7 protein-coding genes, 1 tRNA gene and 3 rRNA genes are annotated in these 14,102 nt (G+C 54.2%); 5 read left to right on the forward strand and 6 right to left on the reverse strand.

Annotated features, from left to right (window positions below; translation table 11 throughout):
• Positions 1–94: 94 nt before the first annotated feature.
• A complete protein-coding gene (locus H7R58_RS17115) occupies positions 95–1,171 on the reverse strand; it encodes a tRNA/rRNA methyltransferase (RefSeq protein WP_182930171.1) in 1,077 nt (358 codons plus the stop codon).
• 204 nt (positions 1,172–1,375) lie between these two features.
• On the opposite strand from H7R58_RS17115, the gene trxC reads away from it, so the two are divergent.
• The 5 genes from trxC (at position 1,376) to H7R58_RS17140 (ending at position 7,089) form a co-directional block, all read left to right on the forward strand.
• Complete coding sequence (trxC, locus tag H7R58_RS17120; protein WP_106924039.1) at positions 1,376–1,801, forward strand: thioredoxin TrxC; 426 nt, start codon at positions 1,376–1,378, stop codon at positions 1,799–1,801.
• Positions 1,802–1,871: 70 nt separating this feature from the next.
• Positions 1,872–2,570 (forward strand): tRNA-uridine aminocarboxypropyltransferase, encoded by a 699-nt coding sequence (locus H7R58_RS17125; RefSeq protein ID WP_182930170.1) that lies wholly within the window; start codon positions 1,872–1,874, stop codon positions 2,568–2,570.
• A 35-nt stretch (positions 2,571–2,605) separates the two neighbouring features.
• Positions 2,606–5,257: a bifunctional acetate--CoA ligase family protein/GNAT family N-acetyltransferase gene (locus H7R58_RS17130; RefSeq protein WP_106924037.1), complete on the forward strand. Its 2,652-nt coding sequence runs from the start codon at positions 2,606–2,608 to the stop codon at positions 5,255–5,257.
• A gap of 108 nt (positions 5,258–5,365) precedes the next feature.
• On the forward strand, positions 5,366–6,721 hold the full coding sequence (gene pssA / locus H7R58_RS17135; protein ID WP_182930598.1) for a CDP-diacylglycerol--serine O-phosphatidyltransferase: 1,356 nt from the start codon (positions 5,366–5,368) through the stop codon (positions 6,719–6,721).
• A 41-nt stretch (positions 6,722–6,762) separates the two neighbouring features.
• Entirely contained in the window at positions 6,763–7,089 is a 327-nt protein-coding gene (locus H7R58_RS17140; protein ID WP_182930168.1) for a YfiM family lipoprotein, read from the forward strand.
• A gap of 1 nt (position 7,090) precedes the next feature.
• On the opposite strand, the gene H7R58_RS17145 is transcribed toward H7R58_RS17140, so the two are convergent.
• From H7R58_RS17145 to H7R58_RS17165, 5 genes are all read right to left on the reverse strand, one after another.
• On the reverse strand, positions 7,091–8,389 hold the full coding sequence (locus H7R58_RS17145; RefSeq protein ID WP_182930167.1) for an MFS family transporter: 1,299 nt from the start codon (positions 8,387–8,389) through the stop codon (positions 7,091–7,093).
• 304 nt (positions 8,390–8,693) lie between these two features.
• Positions 8,694–8,809, reverse strand: a 5S ribosomal RNA gene (gene rrf, locus H7R58_RS17150).
• 94 nt (positions 8,810–8,903) lie between these two features.
• Positions 8,904–11,810: ribosomal RNA gene (locus H7R58_RS17155) — 23S ribosomal RNA — on the reverse strand.
• 219 nt (positions 11,811–12,029) lie between these two features.
• Positions 12,030–12,105: transfer RNA gene (locus tag H7R58_RS17160), tRNA-Glu, on the reverse strand.
• 85 nt (positions 12,106–12,190) lie between these two features.
• Positions 12,191–13,730, reverse strand: a 16S ribosomal RNA gene (locus H7R58_RS17165).
• The 16S, 23S and 5S rRNA genes sit together here with 1 tRNA gene alongside, the layout of an rRNA operon.
• Positions 13,731–14,102 lie beyond the last annotated feature (372 nt).

Here is a 14,102-nt window from a genome sequence, read left to right on the forward strand (position 1 = left end):
GGAACACCCTCCAAATAGTGCGCTGTAGGTGAGTACTCAAAGCATAAAAAAACCGGTGGAGTCTCCTCTACCGGTTTTTTTTCAGCTCACGCTTTTACGCTTTATGCTGACGCCACCATTCGGCCAGCAGCACGCCCGTTGCCACGGAGACGTTCAGGCCTTCGACGGCACGGGTACCGTCAATAGAGACGCTCAGATCGGCAAGCGACGCCGCGCTATCGGATACACCCTCGTGATCCTGCCCCAGCACCAGCACCATTTTCTTCGGCAGCTCGGCTTTAAACAGCGGCATACCGTTGCCGGTGCTGCTGGTGGTGACAATGCTGTAACCCGCGTCGCGGAACTGCGCCAGCGCGTCAATAAAGCTATCGCCAGTGATCGGCTGCACGTGCTCTGCGCCACCTTCAGCAGTACGGATAGCCGCGCCGGACTCCAGCAAGGCCGCGTCCTGCAACACCACGCCCTTCACGCCAAAGTGCGCACAGCTGCGGATCATCGCACCAAGGTTGTGCGGGTTGCCCACATCTTCCAACGCCAGTACGCAGTCGTCAGCGCCGCTATTAGCAACCCACTGCTGTACGGAAGTTCCGTTACGTTTTTTGATCAGGAAGCACACGCCACCATGGTGCTCGGTACCGGAAGCTTTCGCCAGTTCGGCCTCATCGACGACGTGATAGGCTTTGCGGTTTGCCGCCATCCAGCGCAGCGCTTCTTTGAAACGCGGCGTGACGCTTTGCAAGAACCACGCACGGACAATCGCGTCCGGACGGCTCTGGAACAGCGCCTGGCAGGCATTTTCGCCGTATACGCGGGTCTCTTCCGCGCGCTGACGACGCAGCACTTCCGGATCGATAAAGCTTTTACCGCTGATGCCGCCATGATCGGCTTTGGCCGGCGCGTCATCGCCCGGCGCGCGGGAAACCGTACGCCACGGAGAGCCTTCGCGATCGCGTTCTACATCGCGGTCACGGCCACGTTCGCGGCCGCGTTCACTGTTCGGCCCCTTTCGCTCATCACGAGATGGACGACGACCGCCTTCGGCTCGGGAGGTTCCGGGGCGTCCGCCGCCTTTACCAGTACGTGGATTTTGGGTGCGTTTGTCCGAGTCATCGTCACTGCGGACGTACATCACTTTGACCTTGCCGTTTTTGTTCTTCAGTTCGTCGCTCATGTTTTTCTCCACCTGCGCTGCGCGAAGCGCGCAGATTACCTGATGTGATAGCGCTTAGCTATGACTTCATACAAAAGACCACAACTATTATACCCATTGGATAAAACGCATTGTCGATTCATTCGCGCTCGACGATAATGTGTAACATTATAGAAACATCCGGCAACATTGCCGTTCTGCAACAAGACGACCCAGAGGTGAGTTATGAATACCGTTTGTGCCCACTGCCAGGCGCTTAATCGCATTCCAGAAGCGCGTATTAACGAAGCGGCAAAATGTGGACGCTGTGGTGAAGATCTGTTTGATGGCGATGTCATTAACGCTACGGACAGCACGCTGGATAAACTGCTGAAGGACGATCTTCCTGTTGTCGTGGATTTCTGGGCGCCATGGTGCGGCCCGTGTCGCAGCTTTGCGCCTATTTTTGAAGATGTCGCCGAAGAGCGCAGCGGCAAGATGCGCTTTGTGAAAGTCAACACCGAAGCCGAGCGTGAACTCAGCGCCCGCTTCCGCATTCGCAGCATTCCCACCATTATGATTTTTAAAAATGGTGAAATTGTCGATATGCTTAACGGCGCGGTGCCTAAAGCGCCGTTCGAAAGCTGGCTGAACGAGGCTCTGCAAGCCTGATTGCCGACGGGGCACATCTTGTGCCCCGTATTCACCTCTGCGACAATAGCCTTTTTGCCGTACAACTCCCATGATTGATAACGCCGTTCTTCGGTTGCGCGCCGAGCGTCTTGCCCGCGCGACTCGTCCTTTTCTTGCCCGTGGTAACCGGGTGCGTCGCTGCCAGCGCTGTCTGCTGGTACAGCGCTATTGCCTGTGCGAGACCATCACGCCACACCCGACGAAAAGCCGTTTTTGCCTCGTGATGTTCGATACGGAACCCATGAAGCCCAGCAACACCGGTCGCCTGATAGCCGATATTTTACCGCAGACCGAGGCTTTTCAGTGGTCGCGCACCGAGCCGCCACAGGCGCTGCTCGATCTGGTCAAAAACCCTGACTATCAGCCGATGGTGGTGTTTCCTGCGTCTTACGCCGATGCGGATCGCCAGGTACTGAGCGCGCCGCCGACCGGTAAACCGCCGCTGTTTATTATGTTAGACGGTACCTGGCCGGAAGCGCGTAAGATGTTCCGTAAAAGCCCGTGGCTGGATAATTTGCCGCTGATCTCAGTCGACCTCTCCCGCGTGTCGGCCTACAGCCTGCGTGAAGTGCATGCGGAAGGGCAGTACTGCACCGCCGAGGTGGCTATCGCGCTACTCGATTTAGCCAACGATACCGGTGCTGCATCGGCGCTCAGCCAGCACTTCACCCGTTTTCGCAATCGCTATCTGGCAGGAAAATCCCAGCATCAGGGCAGCGTCACAGCAGTTGAGACGGAAAACGGTTAAACTCCTTACAACATTGTCGCGTAAGGAAGACCGGTATGAGCCAACGTGGGCTGGAAGCGCTGCTGAGACCCAAATCGATTGCAGTGATTGGCGCCTCAATGAAACCCCGGCGCGCCGGTTTTTTGATGATGCAAAACCTGCTGGCCGGTGGCTTTGCGGGGCCGGTTTTGCCCGTCACGCCCGCCTGGAAAGCGGTACTTGGCGTACTTGCCTGGCCTACCATCGACAGCCTTCCCTTCTCTCCCGATCTCGCCGTACTGTGCACTCACGCGCGGCGCAATCTTGAGCTGCTGGAGTCGTTGGGCGAAAAAGGCTGCAAGACCTGCATTATTCTCTCTTCCACTCCCGATCAGTTCGGCGCGCTGAAAGCATGTGCGGCACGTTATCAAATGCGCCTGCTGGGGCCAAACAGTCTCGGTCTGCTGGCCCCCTGGCAGGGGTTGAACGCCAGCTTCTCACCGGTACCGATTCGTAAGGGTAAACTGGCGTTTATCTCGCAGTCTGCCGCCGTCTCCAATACCATTCTTGACTGGGCGCAGCAGCGTGAAATGGGCTTTTCCTATTTTATCGCGCTGGGCGACAGCCTGGATATCGACGTCGATGACCTGCTCGATTATCTGGCGCGCGACGGTAAAACCAGCGCCATTCTGCTGTATCTGGAGCAGTTAAGCGACGCACGGCGCTTTGTGTCGGCTGCCCGCAGCGCGTCACGTAATAAGCCCATCCTGGTGATTAAAAGCGGTCGTAGCCCGGAAGCACAGCGTTTGCTGCACGTTAACTCAGGAATGGACCCCGCCTGGGATGCTGCCATTCAGCGCGCCGGCCTGCTGCGCGTGCAGGATACCCACGAACTTTTCTCCGCCGTTGAAACCCTCAGCCATATGCGCCCGCTGCGCGGCGAACGGCTGATGATTATCAGCAACGGTGCAGCCCCGGCCGCACTGGCGTTAGATGAACACTGGGCGCGCAACGGCAAACTGGCGACCCTGAGCGAGGAGACGCGCCAGCAGCTTCAGCAGTTGCTGCCAGCGGCTATCGATGCCAACAATCCATTAGATTTGCGGGATGATGCCAGTATTGAGCATTACCTGGCGGCGGTGAATGTCCTGCTCAATAGCCCAGACCTGGATGCGTTAATGGTTATCCACTCGCCGAGCGCCACGGCACCGGGCAGCGAAAGCGCCTCAGCGCTGATTAACCTCATTAAGCAGCACCCTCGCGGCAACTACATCAGCGTACTAACCAACTGGTGCGGCGAATATTCCTCTATTGAGGCTCGTCGTATGTTTAGCGATGCCGGGATCCCAACCTATCGCACGCCAGAAGGGACGATTACCGCCTTTATGCACATGGTTGAGTATCGACGCAACCAGAAGCAGCTGCGAGAAACCCCAGCGCTACCGCACAGCCTGACCGCCAACACCGCCCATGCACATACGCTGCTGCAAGAGGCTATTGATAGCGGTATTCGCGCGCTAGACACCCATGAAGTCCGCCCAATCCTCGATGCCTATGGCCTCAATACATTGCCGACATGGATCGCCGCAGACAGCGCCGAAGCGGTGCATATTGCCGAGCAGATTGGCTACCCCGTCGCGCTCAAGCTGCGCTCGCCGGATATTCCGCATAAATCTGAGGTCCAGGGGGTCATGCTGTATCTGCGCACCGCCAGCGAAGTACAGCAGGCGGCCGATGCCATTCTCGATCGCGTCAAAATGGCGTGGCCGCAGGCGCGTATTCACGGTCTGCTGGTGCAAAGTATGGCCAACCGCGCCGGGGCGCAGGAGCTGCGCGTGGTGGTTGAGCACGATCCGGTGTTTGGCCCGCTGATTATGCTGGGCGAAGGCGGCGTTGAATGGCGTGCGGAAGATCAGGCCGCCGTTGCTCTGCCACCGCTGAATATGACGCTGGCACGCTATCTGGTCATTCAGGCGATTAAAAGCAAAAAGATCCGTGGGCGCAGCGCGCTACGGCCCCTAGATATCCCCGGACTGAGCCAACTGCTGGTACAGGTATCAAACCTGATAGTCGACTGCCCGGAGATTCAGCGTCTCGATATCCATCCATTGCTCGCCTCCGGTAACGAATTTACTGCACTGGACGTCACGCTGGATATTGCGCCGTTCAGCGGCCTCAGCGAAAGCCGTCTGGCGGTACGCCCTTACCCGCAGCACCTTGAAGAGTGGGTGACAATGAAAAACGGCGAACGCTGCCTGTTCCGCCCGATTCTGCCCGAAGACGAACCGCTGCTGCAGCAGTTTATTGCCCGTGTCACAAAAGAAGATCTTTACTATCGTTATTTCAGTGAGATCAACGAATTTACCCACGACGACTTAGCCAATATGACGCAGATCGACTACGATCGTGAAATGGCTTTCGTCGCGGTTCATACGGCAGACGATCGCGCTGAGATCCTCGGCGTGACGCGCGCAATTTCCGACCCCGACAATATTGATGCGGAATTTGCCGTGCTGGTGCGCTCCGATTTAAAAGGTCTGGGGCTCGGCGGGCGACTGCTGGATAAGCTGATAGGCTATACCCGCGCCCACGGTCTGCAGCGCCTGAACGGTATTACCATGCCCAACAACCGCGGGATGATAGCATTAGCGAGAAAGCTTGGTTTTAACGTTGATATTCAGCTGGAAGATGGCATTGTCGGATTGTCACTAAGGCTAAGTAATGACTAAGTTGCTGGAAATGCTGCCCTTACCCGACAGAGGTGGTATCATTGACCGCTTACGTCGTCTGCCAGGTACAGAAGACCCTTCACTAAACCAGAGAAGAAACGCACTGTGATGTTGTCAAAATTTAAGCGTAATAAACATCAACAACACCTTGCCCAACTACCCAAGCTTTCACAGTCTGTTGATGATATTGAGTTTTTTTATGCGCCAGCGGATTTTCGTGAAGCGTTGCTCGCCAAAATCGCCAGCGCCACGCACCGAATCTGCATCGTCGCGTTGTACCTGGAACAGGACGACGCCGGAAAGACTATTCTGCAAGCTTTGTATGATGCCAAACGCCAGCGCCCGGAACTTGATGTCCGCGTATTGGTTGACTGGCATCGCGCACAGCGTGGGCGCATTGGTGCCGCAGCTTCCAATACTAATGCCGACTGGTACTGCCGTACCGCCAAAGAGAACCCGGGCGTAGACGTGCCTGTGTATGGTGTGCCGGTGAACACCCGTGAGGCTCTCGGCGTCCTGCACTTTAAAGGCTTTATCATTGATGACTGCGTGCTGTACAGCGGCGCCAGTATCAACGATGTCTATCTGCACCAGCACGATAAATATCGTTATGACCGCTATCAGTGCATCCGTAACCCACAGATGGCCGATATCATGTTTAACTGGGTATCGGAAAATCTGGTTGATGGTCGCGGGGTTAACCGCCTCGATAATACCGAGCGACCGAAAAGCCCGGAAATTAAAAACGATATTCGCCAGTACCGCCAGGAGTTACGCGATACCCGCTATCATTTTACCGGCAACGCCAGCGATGATGAGCTGACGGTCACTCCGCTGGTCGGGCTGGGTAAAACCAGCGAGCTGAATAAAACCATTTTCCACCTGATGCCGTGCACCGAAGAGAAGCTGACTATCTGCACACCTTACTTCAACCTGCCGGCGCTGCTGGTGCGCAGTATTATTCGTCTACTGCGCGAGGGGAAAAAGGTGGAAATTATCGTTGGCGATAAGACGGCAAACGACTTCTATATCCCAGAGAATGAACCGTTCAAGATTATCGGCGCGCTGCCCTATCTGTACGAGATTAACCTACGTCGCTTCCTGAGCCGTCTGCAGTACTACATCAATACTGACCAACTGACGGTACGTCTATGGAAAGACGACGATAACACCTACCACCTGAAAGGAATGTGGGTTGATAACGAGTGGATTTTGCTTACCGGCAACAACCTCAACCCTCGTGCCTGGCGTCTGGACCTGGAAAATGCGGTCCTGATTCACGATCCGAAAAAGCAGCTGGCCTCAATGCGCCAGAAAGAGCTGGAGCTCATTCGCAAGCACACAACGGTGGTGAATCACTTCCGCGATCTGCAAAGCATCGCCGACTATCCGGTGAAGGTACGCAAGCTTATTCGCCGTCTGCGCCGTATTCGTATCGACAGGCTGATCAGCCGTATCCTTTAAATTGAAGCCCCGCACGCCGGGGCTTTTTTTCAGGAGCCCGCATGCTACGTTCACTTCTTGTTTGCTCAACTCTCGCCCTCAGCGGCTGTAGCCATATGGCAAATGACGCCTGGAGCGGGCAGGACAAAGCCCAGCACTTCATCGCCTCCGCCATGCTTGCCGCCGCCGGTAATGAATACGCTCAGCACCAGGGCATCAGCCACGACCGCAGCGCAGCCATTGGCTTTCTGTTTTCTGTCAGCCTTGGCGCGTCAAAAGAGCTGTGGGACAGCCGCCCGGCGGGAAGCGGCTGGAGCTGGAAGGATTTTGCCTGGGACGTGGCCGGTGCCACTACCGGTTACGCGGTGTGGCAACTTGCACAGCACTGATCTACAGGCGTAACCCTTTTCCTTTACGGTGCAGCTTAAGCGATACCAGGAAGGCAATTGCCGCCATCACGGTGACGTACCAGAAGAAGGCGTTCTCTACGCCCGCTGATTTCATCGACAGCGCGACATACTCAGCTGACCCACCAAACAGCGCATTCGCTACCGCATAAGACAGCCCGACTCCCAATGCGCGGACCTGCGCCGGGAACATTTCCGCCTTCAGAATACCGCTAATCGAGGTATAGAAGCTGGTAATCAACAGCGCACACATCACCAGCCCAAAAGCCATATAGGGAGAAGTGACATTTTGCAGCGCGGAAAGAATCGGTACCGTAAACAGCGTCGCCAGCGCACCAAAGCACAGCATCGACGTACGGCGTCCAACCTTATCTGACAGCAGACCAAAGAAGGGCTGTACCAGCATATAAACAAACAGCGCAGCCGTCATTATTACGCTTGCCAGATTAGCGCTCATTCCGGCCGTGTTTACCAGGTACTTCTGCATGTAGGTTGTAAAGGTATAGAAGCTCAGCGAGCCTGCTGCGGTAAAACCTAGCACCATCAGAAACGCTTTGCGGTTACGCCACAGGCCTTTGAACGAGCCCGCTTCCTTCAGCGTGCGGGTTTCTTTTTGCGAGGTTTCATCAAGCTGGCGGCGCAGCCACAACGCAACAATAGCCAGCACCGCGCCCATCGCAAACGGTATGCGCCATCCCCAGGCGTGAAGGTCTTCGCTGCTGAGAACGTTTTGCAATATCACGACCACCAGAACGGCAAGCAGTTGGCCGCCAATAAGAGTGACGTACTGGAATGATGCGTAGAATCCCTTGCGTCCTTCGACTGCGACCTCGCTCATATAGGTCGCGCTGGTGCCGTACTCCCCGCCCACGGAGAGCCCCTGGAACAGACGAGCGAGCAGCAGTAGCGCCGGAGCCCAGGTGCCGATAGCGCTGTAGCCGGGCAGGCAGGCAATCACCAGCGAGCCAAAGCACATCATGCACACGGAGATCAGCATCGAGACTTTACGGCCACGGCGATCGGCAATTCGCCCAAACAGCCATCCTCCGATAGGACGCATCAAAAAACCCGCGGCAAAGACACCTGCGGTTTGCAGTAGCTGAGTGGTGGTGTTACCGGACGGGAAAAAGATGTGAGCAAAATAGAGCGAGCAGAATGAGTAGACATAAAAATCAAACCATTCAACAAGATTCCCTGATGATGCTCCGACGATTGCCATGACGCGACGGCGAGTATCGCTATCGGTTAGCGTCCTTTCTGGGGTTACACTGGTTACGGCCATTTGTTAACTCCTGCCAAAAGCGCCCTCCTGCCTTACCGGGCGTACACGTCACACAGGCAGGTATTTTAGTAAATGAAATGTTATATAATTGTTATATTTAATTTAGTGACGAACATCACGTTTTTTATTAGCAGGATCACGATTTAGGAATAGGTGCAGGCAATGGGGGGCGGTTAACGTGAAAAAGTTTGAGTAGGCCGGATAAGGCGAAGCCGCCATCCGGCAATATCCACAATGCCGCATCCCACAAAACGCAGACGCAAAGAAGCCCATCCGTCAGGATGGGCTTCTTCACTCAATTGATGCCTGGCAGTTCCCTACTCTCGCATGGGGAGACCCCACACTACCATCGGCGCTACGGCGTTTCACTTCTGAGTTCGGCATGGGGTCAGGTGGGACCACCGCGCTACGGCCGCCAGGCAAATTCTGTTATTAACCCGCTTTTCGCCGGTTAATGTAATCTGTATCAATGCTGAAAATCGTCTCAATTTCGCCAAAACATCTTCGGCGTTGTAAGGTTAAGCCTCACGGTTCATTAGTATCGGTTAGCTCAACGTATCGCTACGCTTACACACCCGACCTATCAACGTCATCGTCTTTAACGTTCCTTCAGGACTCTCAAGGAGTCAGGGAGAACTCATCTCGGGGCAAGTTTCGTGCTTAGATGCTTTCAGCACTTATCTCTTCCGCATTTAGCTACCGGGCAATGCCATTGGCATGACAACCCGAACACCAGTGATGCGTCCACTCCGGTCCTCTCGTACTAGGAGCAGCCCCCCTCAATTCTCCAGCGCCCACGGCAGATAGGGACCGAACTGTCTCACGACGTTCTAAACCCAGCTCGCGTACCACTTTAAATGGCGAACAGCCATACCCTTGGGACCTACTTCAGCCCCAGGATGTGATGAGCCGACATCGAGGTGCCAAACACCGCCGTCGATATGAACTCTTGGGCGGTATCAGCCTGTTATCCCCGGAGTACCTTTTATCCGTTGAGCGATGGCCCTTCCATTCAGAACCACCGGATCACTAAGACCTGCTTTCGCACCTGCTCGAGCCGTCACTCTCGCAGTCAAGCTAGCTTATGCCTTTGCACTAACCTCCTGATGTCCGACCAGGATTAGCTAACCTTCGTGCTCCTCCGTTACTCTTTAGGAGGAGACCGCCCCAGTCAAACTACCCACCAGACACTGTCCGCAACCCGGATTACGGGTCTACGTTAGAACACCAGCCATTAAAGGGTGGTATTTCAAGGTTGGCTCCACACGAACTGGCGTCCGCGCTTCAAAGCCTCCCACCTATCCTACACATCAAGGACCAGTGTTCAGTGTCAAGCTATAGTAAAGGTTCACGGGGTCTTTCCGTCTTGCCGCGGGTACACTGCATCTTCACAGCGAGTTCAATTTCACTGAGTCTCGGGTGGAGACAGCCTGGCCATCATTACGCCATTCGTGCAGGTCGGAACTTACCCGACAAGGAATTTCGCTACCTTAGGACCGTTATAGTTACGGCCGCCGTTTACCGGGGCTTCGATCAAGAGCTTCGCGTTGTCGCTAACCCCATCAATTAACCTTCCGGCACCGGGCAGGCGTCACACCGTATACGTCCACTTTCGTGTTTGCACAGTGCTGTGTTTTTAATAAACAGTTGCAGCCAGCTGGTATCTTCGACTGATTTCAGCTCCATGAGTAAATCACTTCACCTACATATCAGCGTGCCTTCTCCCGAAGTTACGGCACCATTTTGCCTAGTTCCTTCACCCGAGTTCTCTCAAGCGCCTTGGTATTCTCTACCTGACCACCTGTGTCGGTTTGGGGTACGATTTGATGTTACCTGATGCTTAGAGGCTTTTCCTGGAAGCAGGGCATTTGTTACTTCAGCACCGTAGTGCCTCGTCATCACACCTCAGCGTTAAAAGAAGTCCGGATTTACCTAAACTTCCCGCCTACATGCTTAAACCGGGACAACCGTCGCCCGGCTAACATAGCCTTCTCCGTCCCCCCTTCGCAGTAACACCAAGTACAGGAATATTAACCTGTTTCCCATCGACTACGCCTTTCGGCCTCGCCTTAGGGGTCGACTCACCCTGCCCCGATTAACGTTGGACAGGAACCCTTGGTCTTCCGGCGTGCGGGTTTTTCACCCGCATTATCGTTACTTATGTCAGCATTCGCACTTCTGATACCTCCAGCACCCCTCACAGGACACCTTCAACGGCTTACAGAACGCTCCCCTACCCAACAACACATAGTGTCGCTGCCGCAGCTTCGGTGCACAGTTTAGCCCCGTTACATCTTCCGCGCAGGCCGACTCGACCAGTGAGCTATTACGCTTTCTTTAAATGATGGCTGCTTCTAAGCCAACATCCTGGCTGTCTGAGCCTTCCCACATCGTTTCCCACTTAACTGTGACTTTGGGACCTTAGCTGGCGGTCTGGGTTGTTTCCCTCTTCACGACGGACGTTAGCACCCGCCGTGTGTCTCCCGTGATAACATTCTTCGGTATTCGCAGTTTGCATCGGGTTGGTAAGTCGGGATGACCCCCTAGCCGAGACAGTGCTCTACCCCCGAAGATGAGTTCACGAGGCGCTACCTAAATAGCTTTCGGGGAGAACCAGCTATCTCCCGGTTTGATTGGCCTTTCACCCCCAGCCACAAGTCATCCGCTAATTTTTCAACATTAGTCGGTTCGGTCCTCCAGTTAGTGTTACCCAACCTTCAACCTGCCCATGGCTAGATCACCGGGTTTCGGGTCTATACCCTGCAACTTAACGCCCAGTTAAGACTCGGTTTCCCTTCGGCTCCCCTATTCGGTTAACCTTGCTACAGAATATAAGTCGCTGACCCATTATACAAAAGGTACGCAGTCACCCCATAAAGAGGCTCCCACTGCTTGTACGTACACGGTTTCAGGTTCTTTTTCACTCCCCTCGCCGGGGTTCTTTTCGCCTTTCCCTCACGGTACTGGTTCACTATCGGTCAGTCAGGAGTATTTAGCCTTGGAGGATGGTCCCCCCATATTCAGACAGGATACCACGTGTCCCGCCCTACTCTTCGAGTTCACAACCTGTGCATTTTGGTGTACGGGACTATCACCCTGTACCGTCGGACTTTCCAGACCGTTCCACTAACACACAAGCTGATTCAGACTCTGGGCTGCTCCCCGTTCGCTCGCCGCTACTGGGGGAATCTCGGTTGATTTCTTTTCCTCGGGGTACTTAGATGTTTCAGTTCCCCCGGTTCGCTTCATTACGCTATGTATTCACGTAATGATAGTGTGACGAATCACACTGGGTTTCCCCATTCGGAAATCGCCGGTTATAACGGTTCATATCACCTTACCGACGCTTATCGCAGATTAGCACGTCCTTCATCGCCTCTGACTGCCAGGGCATCCACCGTGTACGCTTAGTCGCTTAACCTCACAACCCGAAGATGTTTCGTAAAACACCATCGTGTTGCGAAAATTTGAGAGACTCGAACACACCGCTTATCTGTTCTTATTACGGAGAACAGACACAGTGTGTCGTTTCAATTTTCAGCTTGATCCAGATTTTTAAAGAGCAAATATCTCAAACAAGACTCGGAAGTCTGTTTTGAGATACTAAGGTCGGCGACTTTCACTCACACTAACCAGCAAGTGGCGTCCCCTAGGGGATTCGAACCCCTGTTACCGCCGTGAAAGGGCGGTGTCCTGGGCCTCTAGACGAAGGGGACACTGAAGTCTCAATCGCAAGACGCCTTGCTATTTACTTTTCATCAGACAATCTGTGTGAGCACTTCAAAGAACGCTTCTTTAAGGTAAGGAGGTGATCCAACCGCAGGTTCCCCTACGGTTACCTTGTTACGACTTCACCCCAGTCATGAATCACAAAGTGGTAAGCGCCCTCCCGAAGGTTAAGCTACCTACTTCTTTTGCAACCCACTCCCATGGTGTGACGGGCGGTGTGTACAAGGCCCGGGAACGTATTCACCGTAGCATTCTGATCTACGATTACTAGCGATTCCGACTTCATGGAGTCGAGTTGCAGACTCCAATCCGGACTACGACATACTTTATGAGGTCCGCTTGCTCTCGCGAGGTCGCTTCTCTTTGTATATGCCATTGTAGCACGTGTGTAGCCCTACTCGTAAGGGCCATGATGACTTGACGTCATCCCCACCTTCCTCCAGTTTATCACTGGCAGTCTCCTTTGAGTTCCCGGCCGAACCGCTGGCAACAAAGGATAAGGGTTGCGCTCGTTGCGGGACTTAACCCAACATTTCACAACACGAGCTGACGACAGCCATGCAGCACCTGTCTCAGAGTTCCCGAAGGCACCAAAGCATCTCTGCTAAGTTCTCTGGATGTCAAGAGTAGGTAAGGTTCTTCGCGTTGCATCGAATTAAACCACATGCTCCACCGCTTGTGCGGGCCCCCGTCAATTCATTTGAGTTTTAACCTTGCGGCCGTACTCCCCAGGCGGTCTATTTAACGCGTTAGCTCCGGAAGCCACTCCTCAAGGGAACAACCTCCAAATAGACATCGTTTACGGCGTGGACTACCAGGGTATCTAATCCTGTTTGCTCCCCACGCTTTCGCACCTGAGCGTCAGTCTTCGTCCAGGGGGCCGCCTTCGCCACCGGTATTCCTCCAGATCTCTACGCATTTCACCGCTACACCTGGAATTCTACCCCCCTCTACGAGACTCAAGCTTGCCAGTTTCAAATGCAGTTCCCAGGTTGAGCCCGGGGATTTCACATCTGACTTAACAAACCGCCTGCGTGCGCTTTACGCCCAGTAATTCCGATTAACGCTTGCACCCTCCGTATTACCGCGGCTGCTGGCACGGAGTTAGCCGGTGCTTCTTCTGCGAGTAACGTCAATCGCTAAGGTTATTAACCTTAACGCCTTCCTCCTCGCTGAAAGTACTTTACAACCCGAAGGCCTTCTTCATACACGCGGCATGGCTGCATCAGGCTTGCGCCCATTGTGCAATATTCCCCACTGCTGCCTCCCGTAGGAGTCTGGACCGTGTCTCAGTTCCAGTGTGGCTGGTCATCCTCTCAGACCAGCTAGGGATCGTCGCCTAGGTGAGCCGTTACCCCACCTACTAGCTAATCCCATCTGGGCACATCCGATGGTGTGAGGCCCGAAGGTCCCCCACTTTGGTCTTGCGACGTTATGCGGTATTAGCTACCGTTTCCAGTAGTTATCCCCCTCCATCGGGCAGTTTCCCAGACATTACTCACCCGTCCGCCACTCGTCACCCGAGAGCAAGCTCTCTGTGCTACCGTTCGACTTGCATGTGTTAGGCCTGCCGCCAGCGTTCAATCTGAGCCATGATCAAACTCTTCAATTTAAGTTTGATGCTCGTGAATTAAACTTCGTAATGAATTACGTGTTCACTCAGAGACTTGGTATTCATTTTTCGTCTTGCGACGTTAAGAATCCGTATCTTCGAGTGCCCACACAGATTGTCTGATAAATTGTTAAAGAGCAGTGCCGCTTCGCTTTTTCTCAGCGGCGCGGGGTGTGTATATTACGCCACCCCGCCACGAAGTCAAGCTTTTATTTTCGCTTACTTCGCTGAAGTTCTTGAAAGAACTTCGCTGACCCGGCGACTTGTTTGCCGTTGTTCCGTGTCAGTGGTGGCGCATTATAGGGAGAAAATGAGAAGCTGCAAGCATAAAATAGGAAAAACTTTTCGTTCGTCTACTTTTCATCCAATCAT

This window comes from Klebsiella sp. WP4-W18-ESBL-05 (genome assembly GCF_014169075.1).
Taxonomy (GTDB): Bacteria; Pseudomonadota; Gammaproteobacteria; order Enterobacterales; family Enterobacteriaceae; genus Kluyvera; species Kluyvera ascorbata_B.

Coding starts and splice junctions, on each gene's coding strand:
- pssA (WP_182930598.1), top strand. CDS start 5,366: ATGTTGTCAAAATTTAAGCGTAATAAACATCAACAACACCTTGCCCAA.
- H7R58_RS17125 (WP_182930170.1), top strand. CDS start 1,872: ATGATTGATAACGCCGTTCTTCGGTTGCGCGCCGAGCGTCTTGCCCGC.
- trxC (WP_106924039.1), top strand. CDS start 1,376: ATGAATACCGTTTGTGCCCACTGCCAGGCGCTTAATCGCATTCCAGAA.
- H7R58_RS17140 (WP_182930168.1), top strand. CDS start 6,763: ATGCTACGTTCACTTCTTGTTTGCTCAACTCTCGCCCTCAGCGGCTGT.
- H7R58_RS17130 (WP_106924037.1), top strand. CDS start 2,606: ATGAGCCAACGTGGGCTGGAAGCGCTGCTGAGACCCAAATCGATTGCA.
- H7R58_RS17145 (WP_182930167.1), bottom strand. CDS start 8,389: ATGGCCGTAACCAGTGTAACCCCAGAAAGGACGCTAACCGATAGCGAT.
- H7R58_RS17115 (WP_182930171.1), bottom strand. CDS start 1,171: ATGAGCGACGAACTGAAGAACAAAAACGGCAAGGTCAAAGTGATGTAC.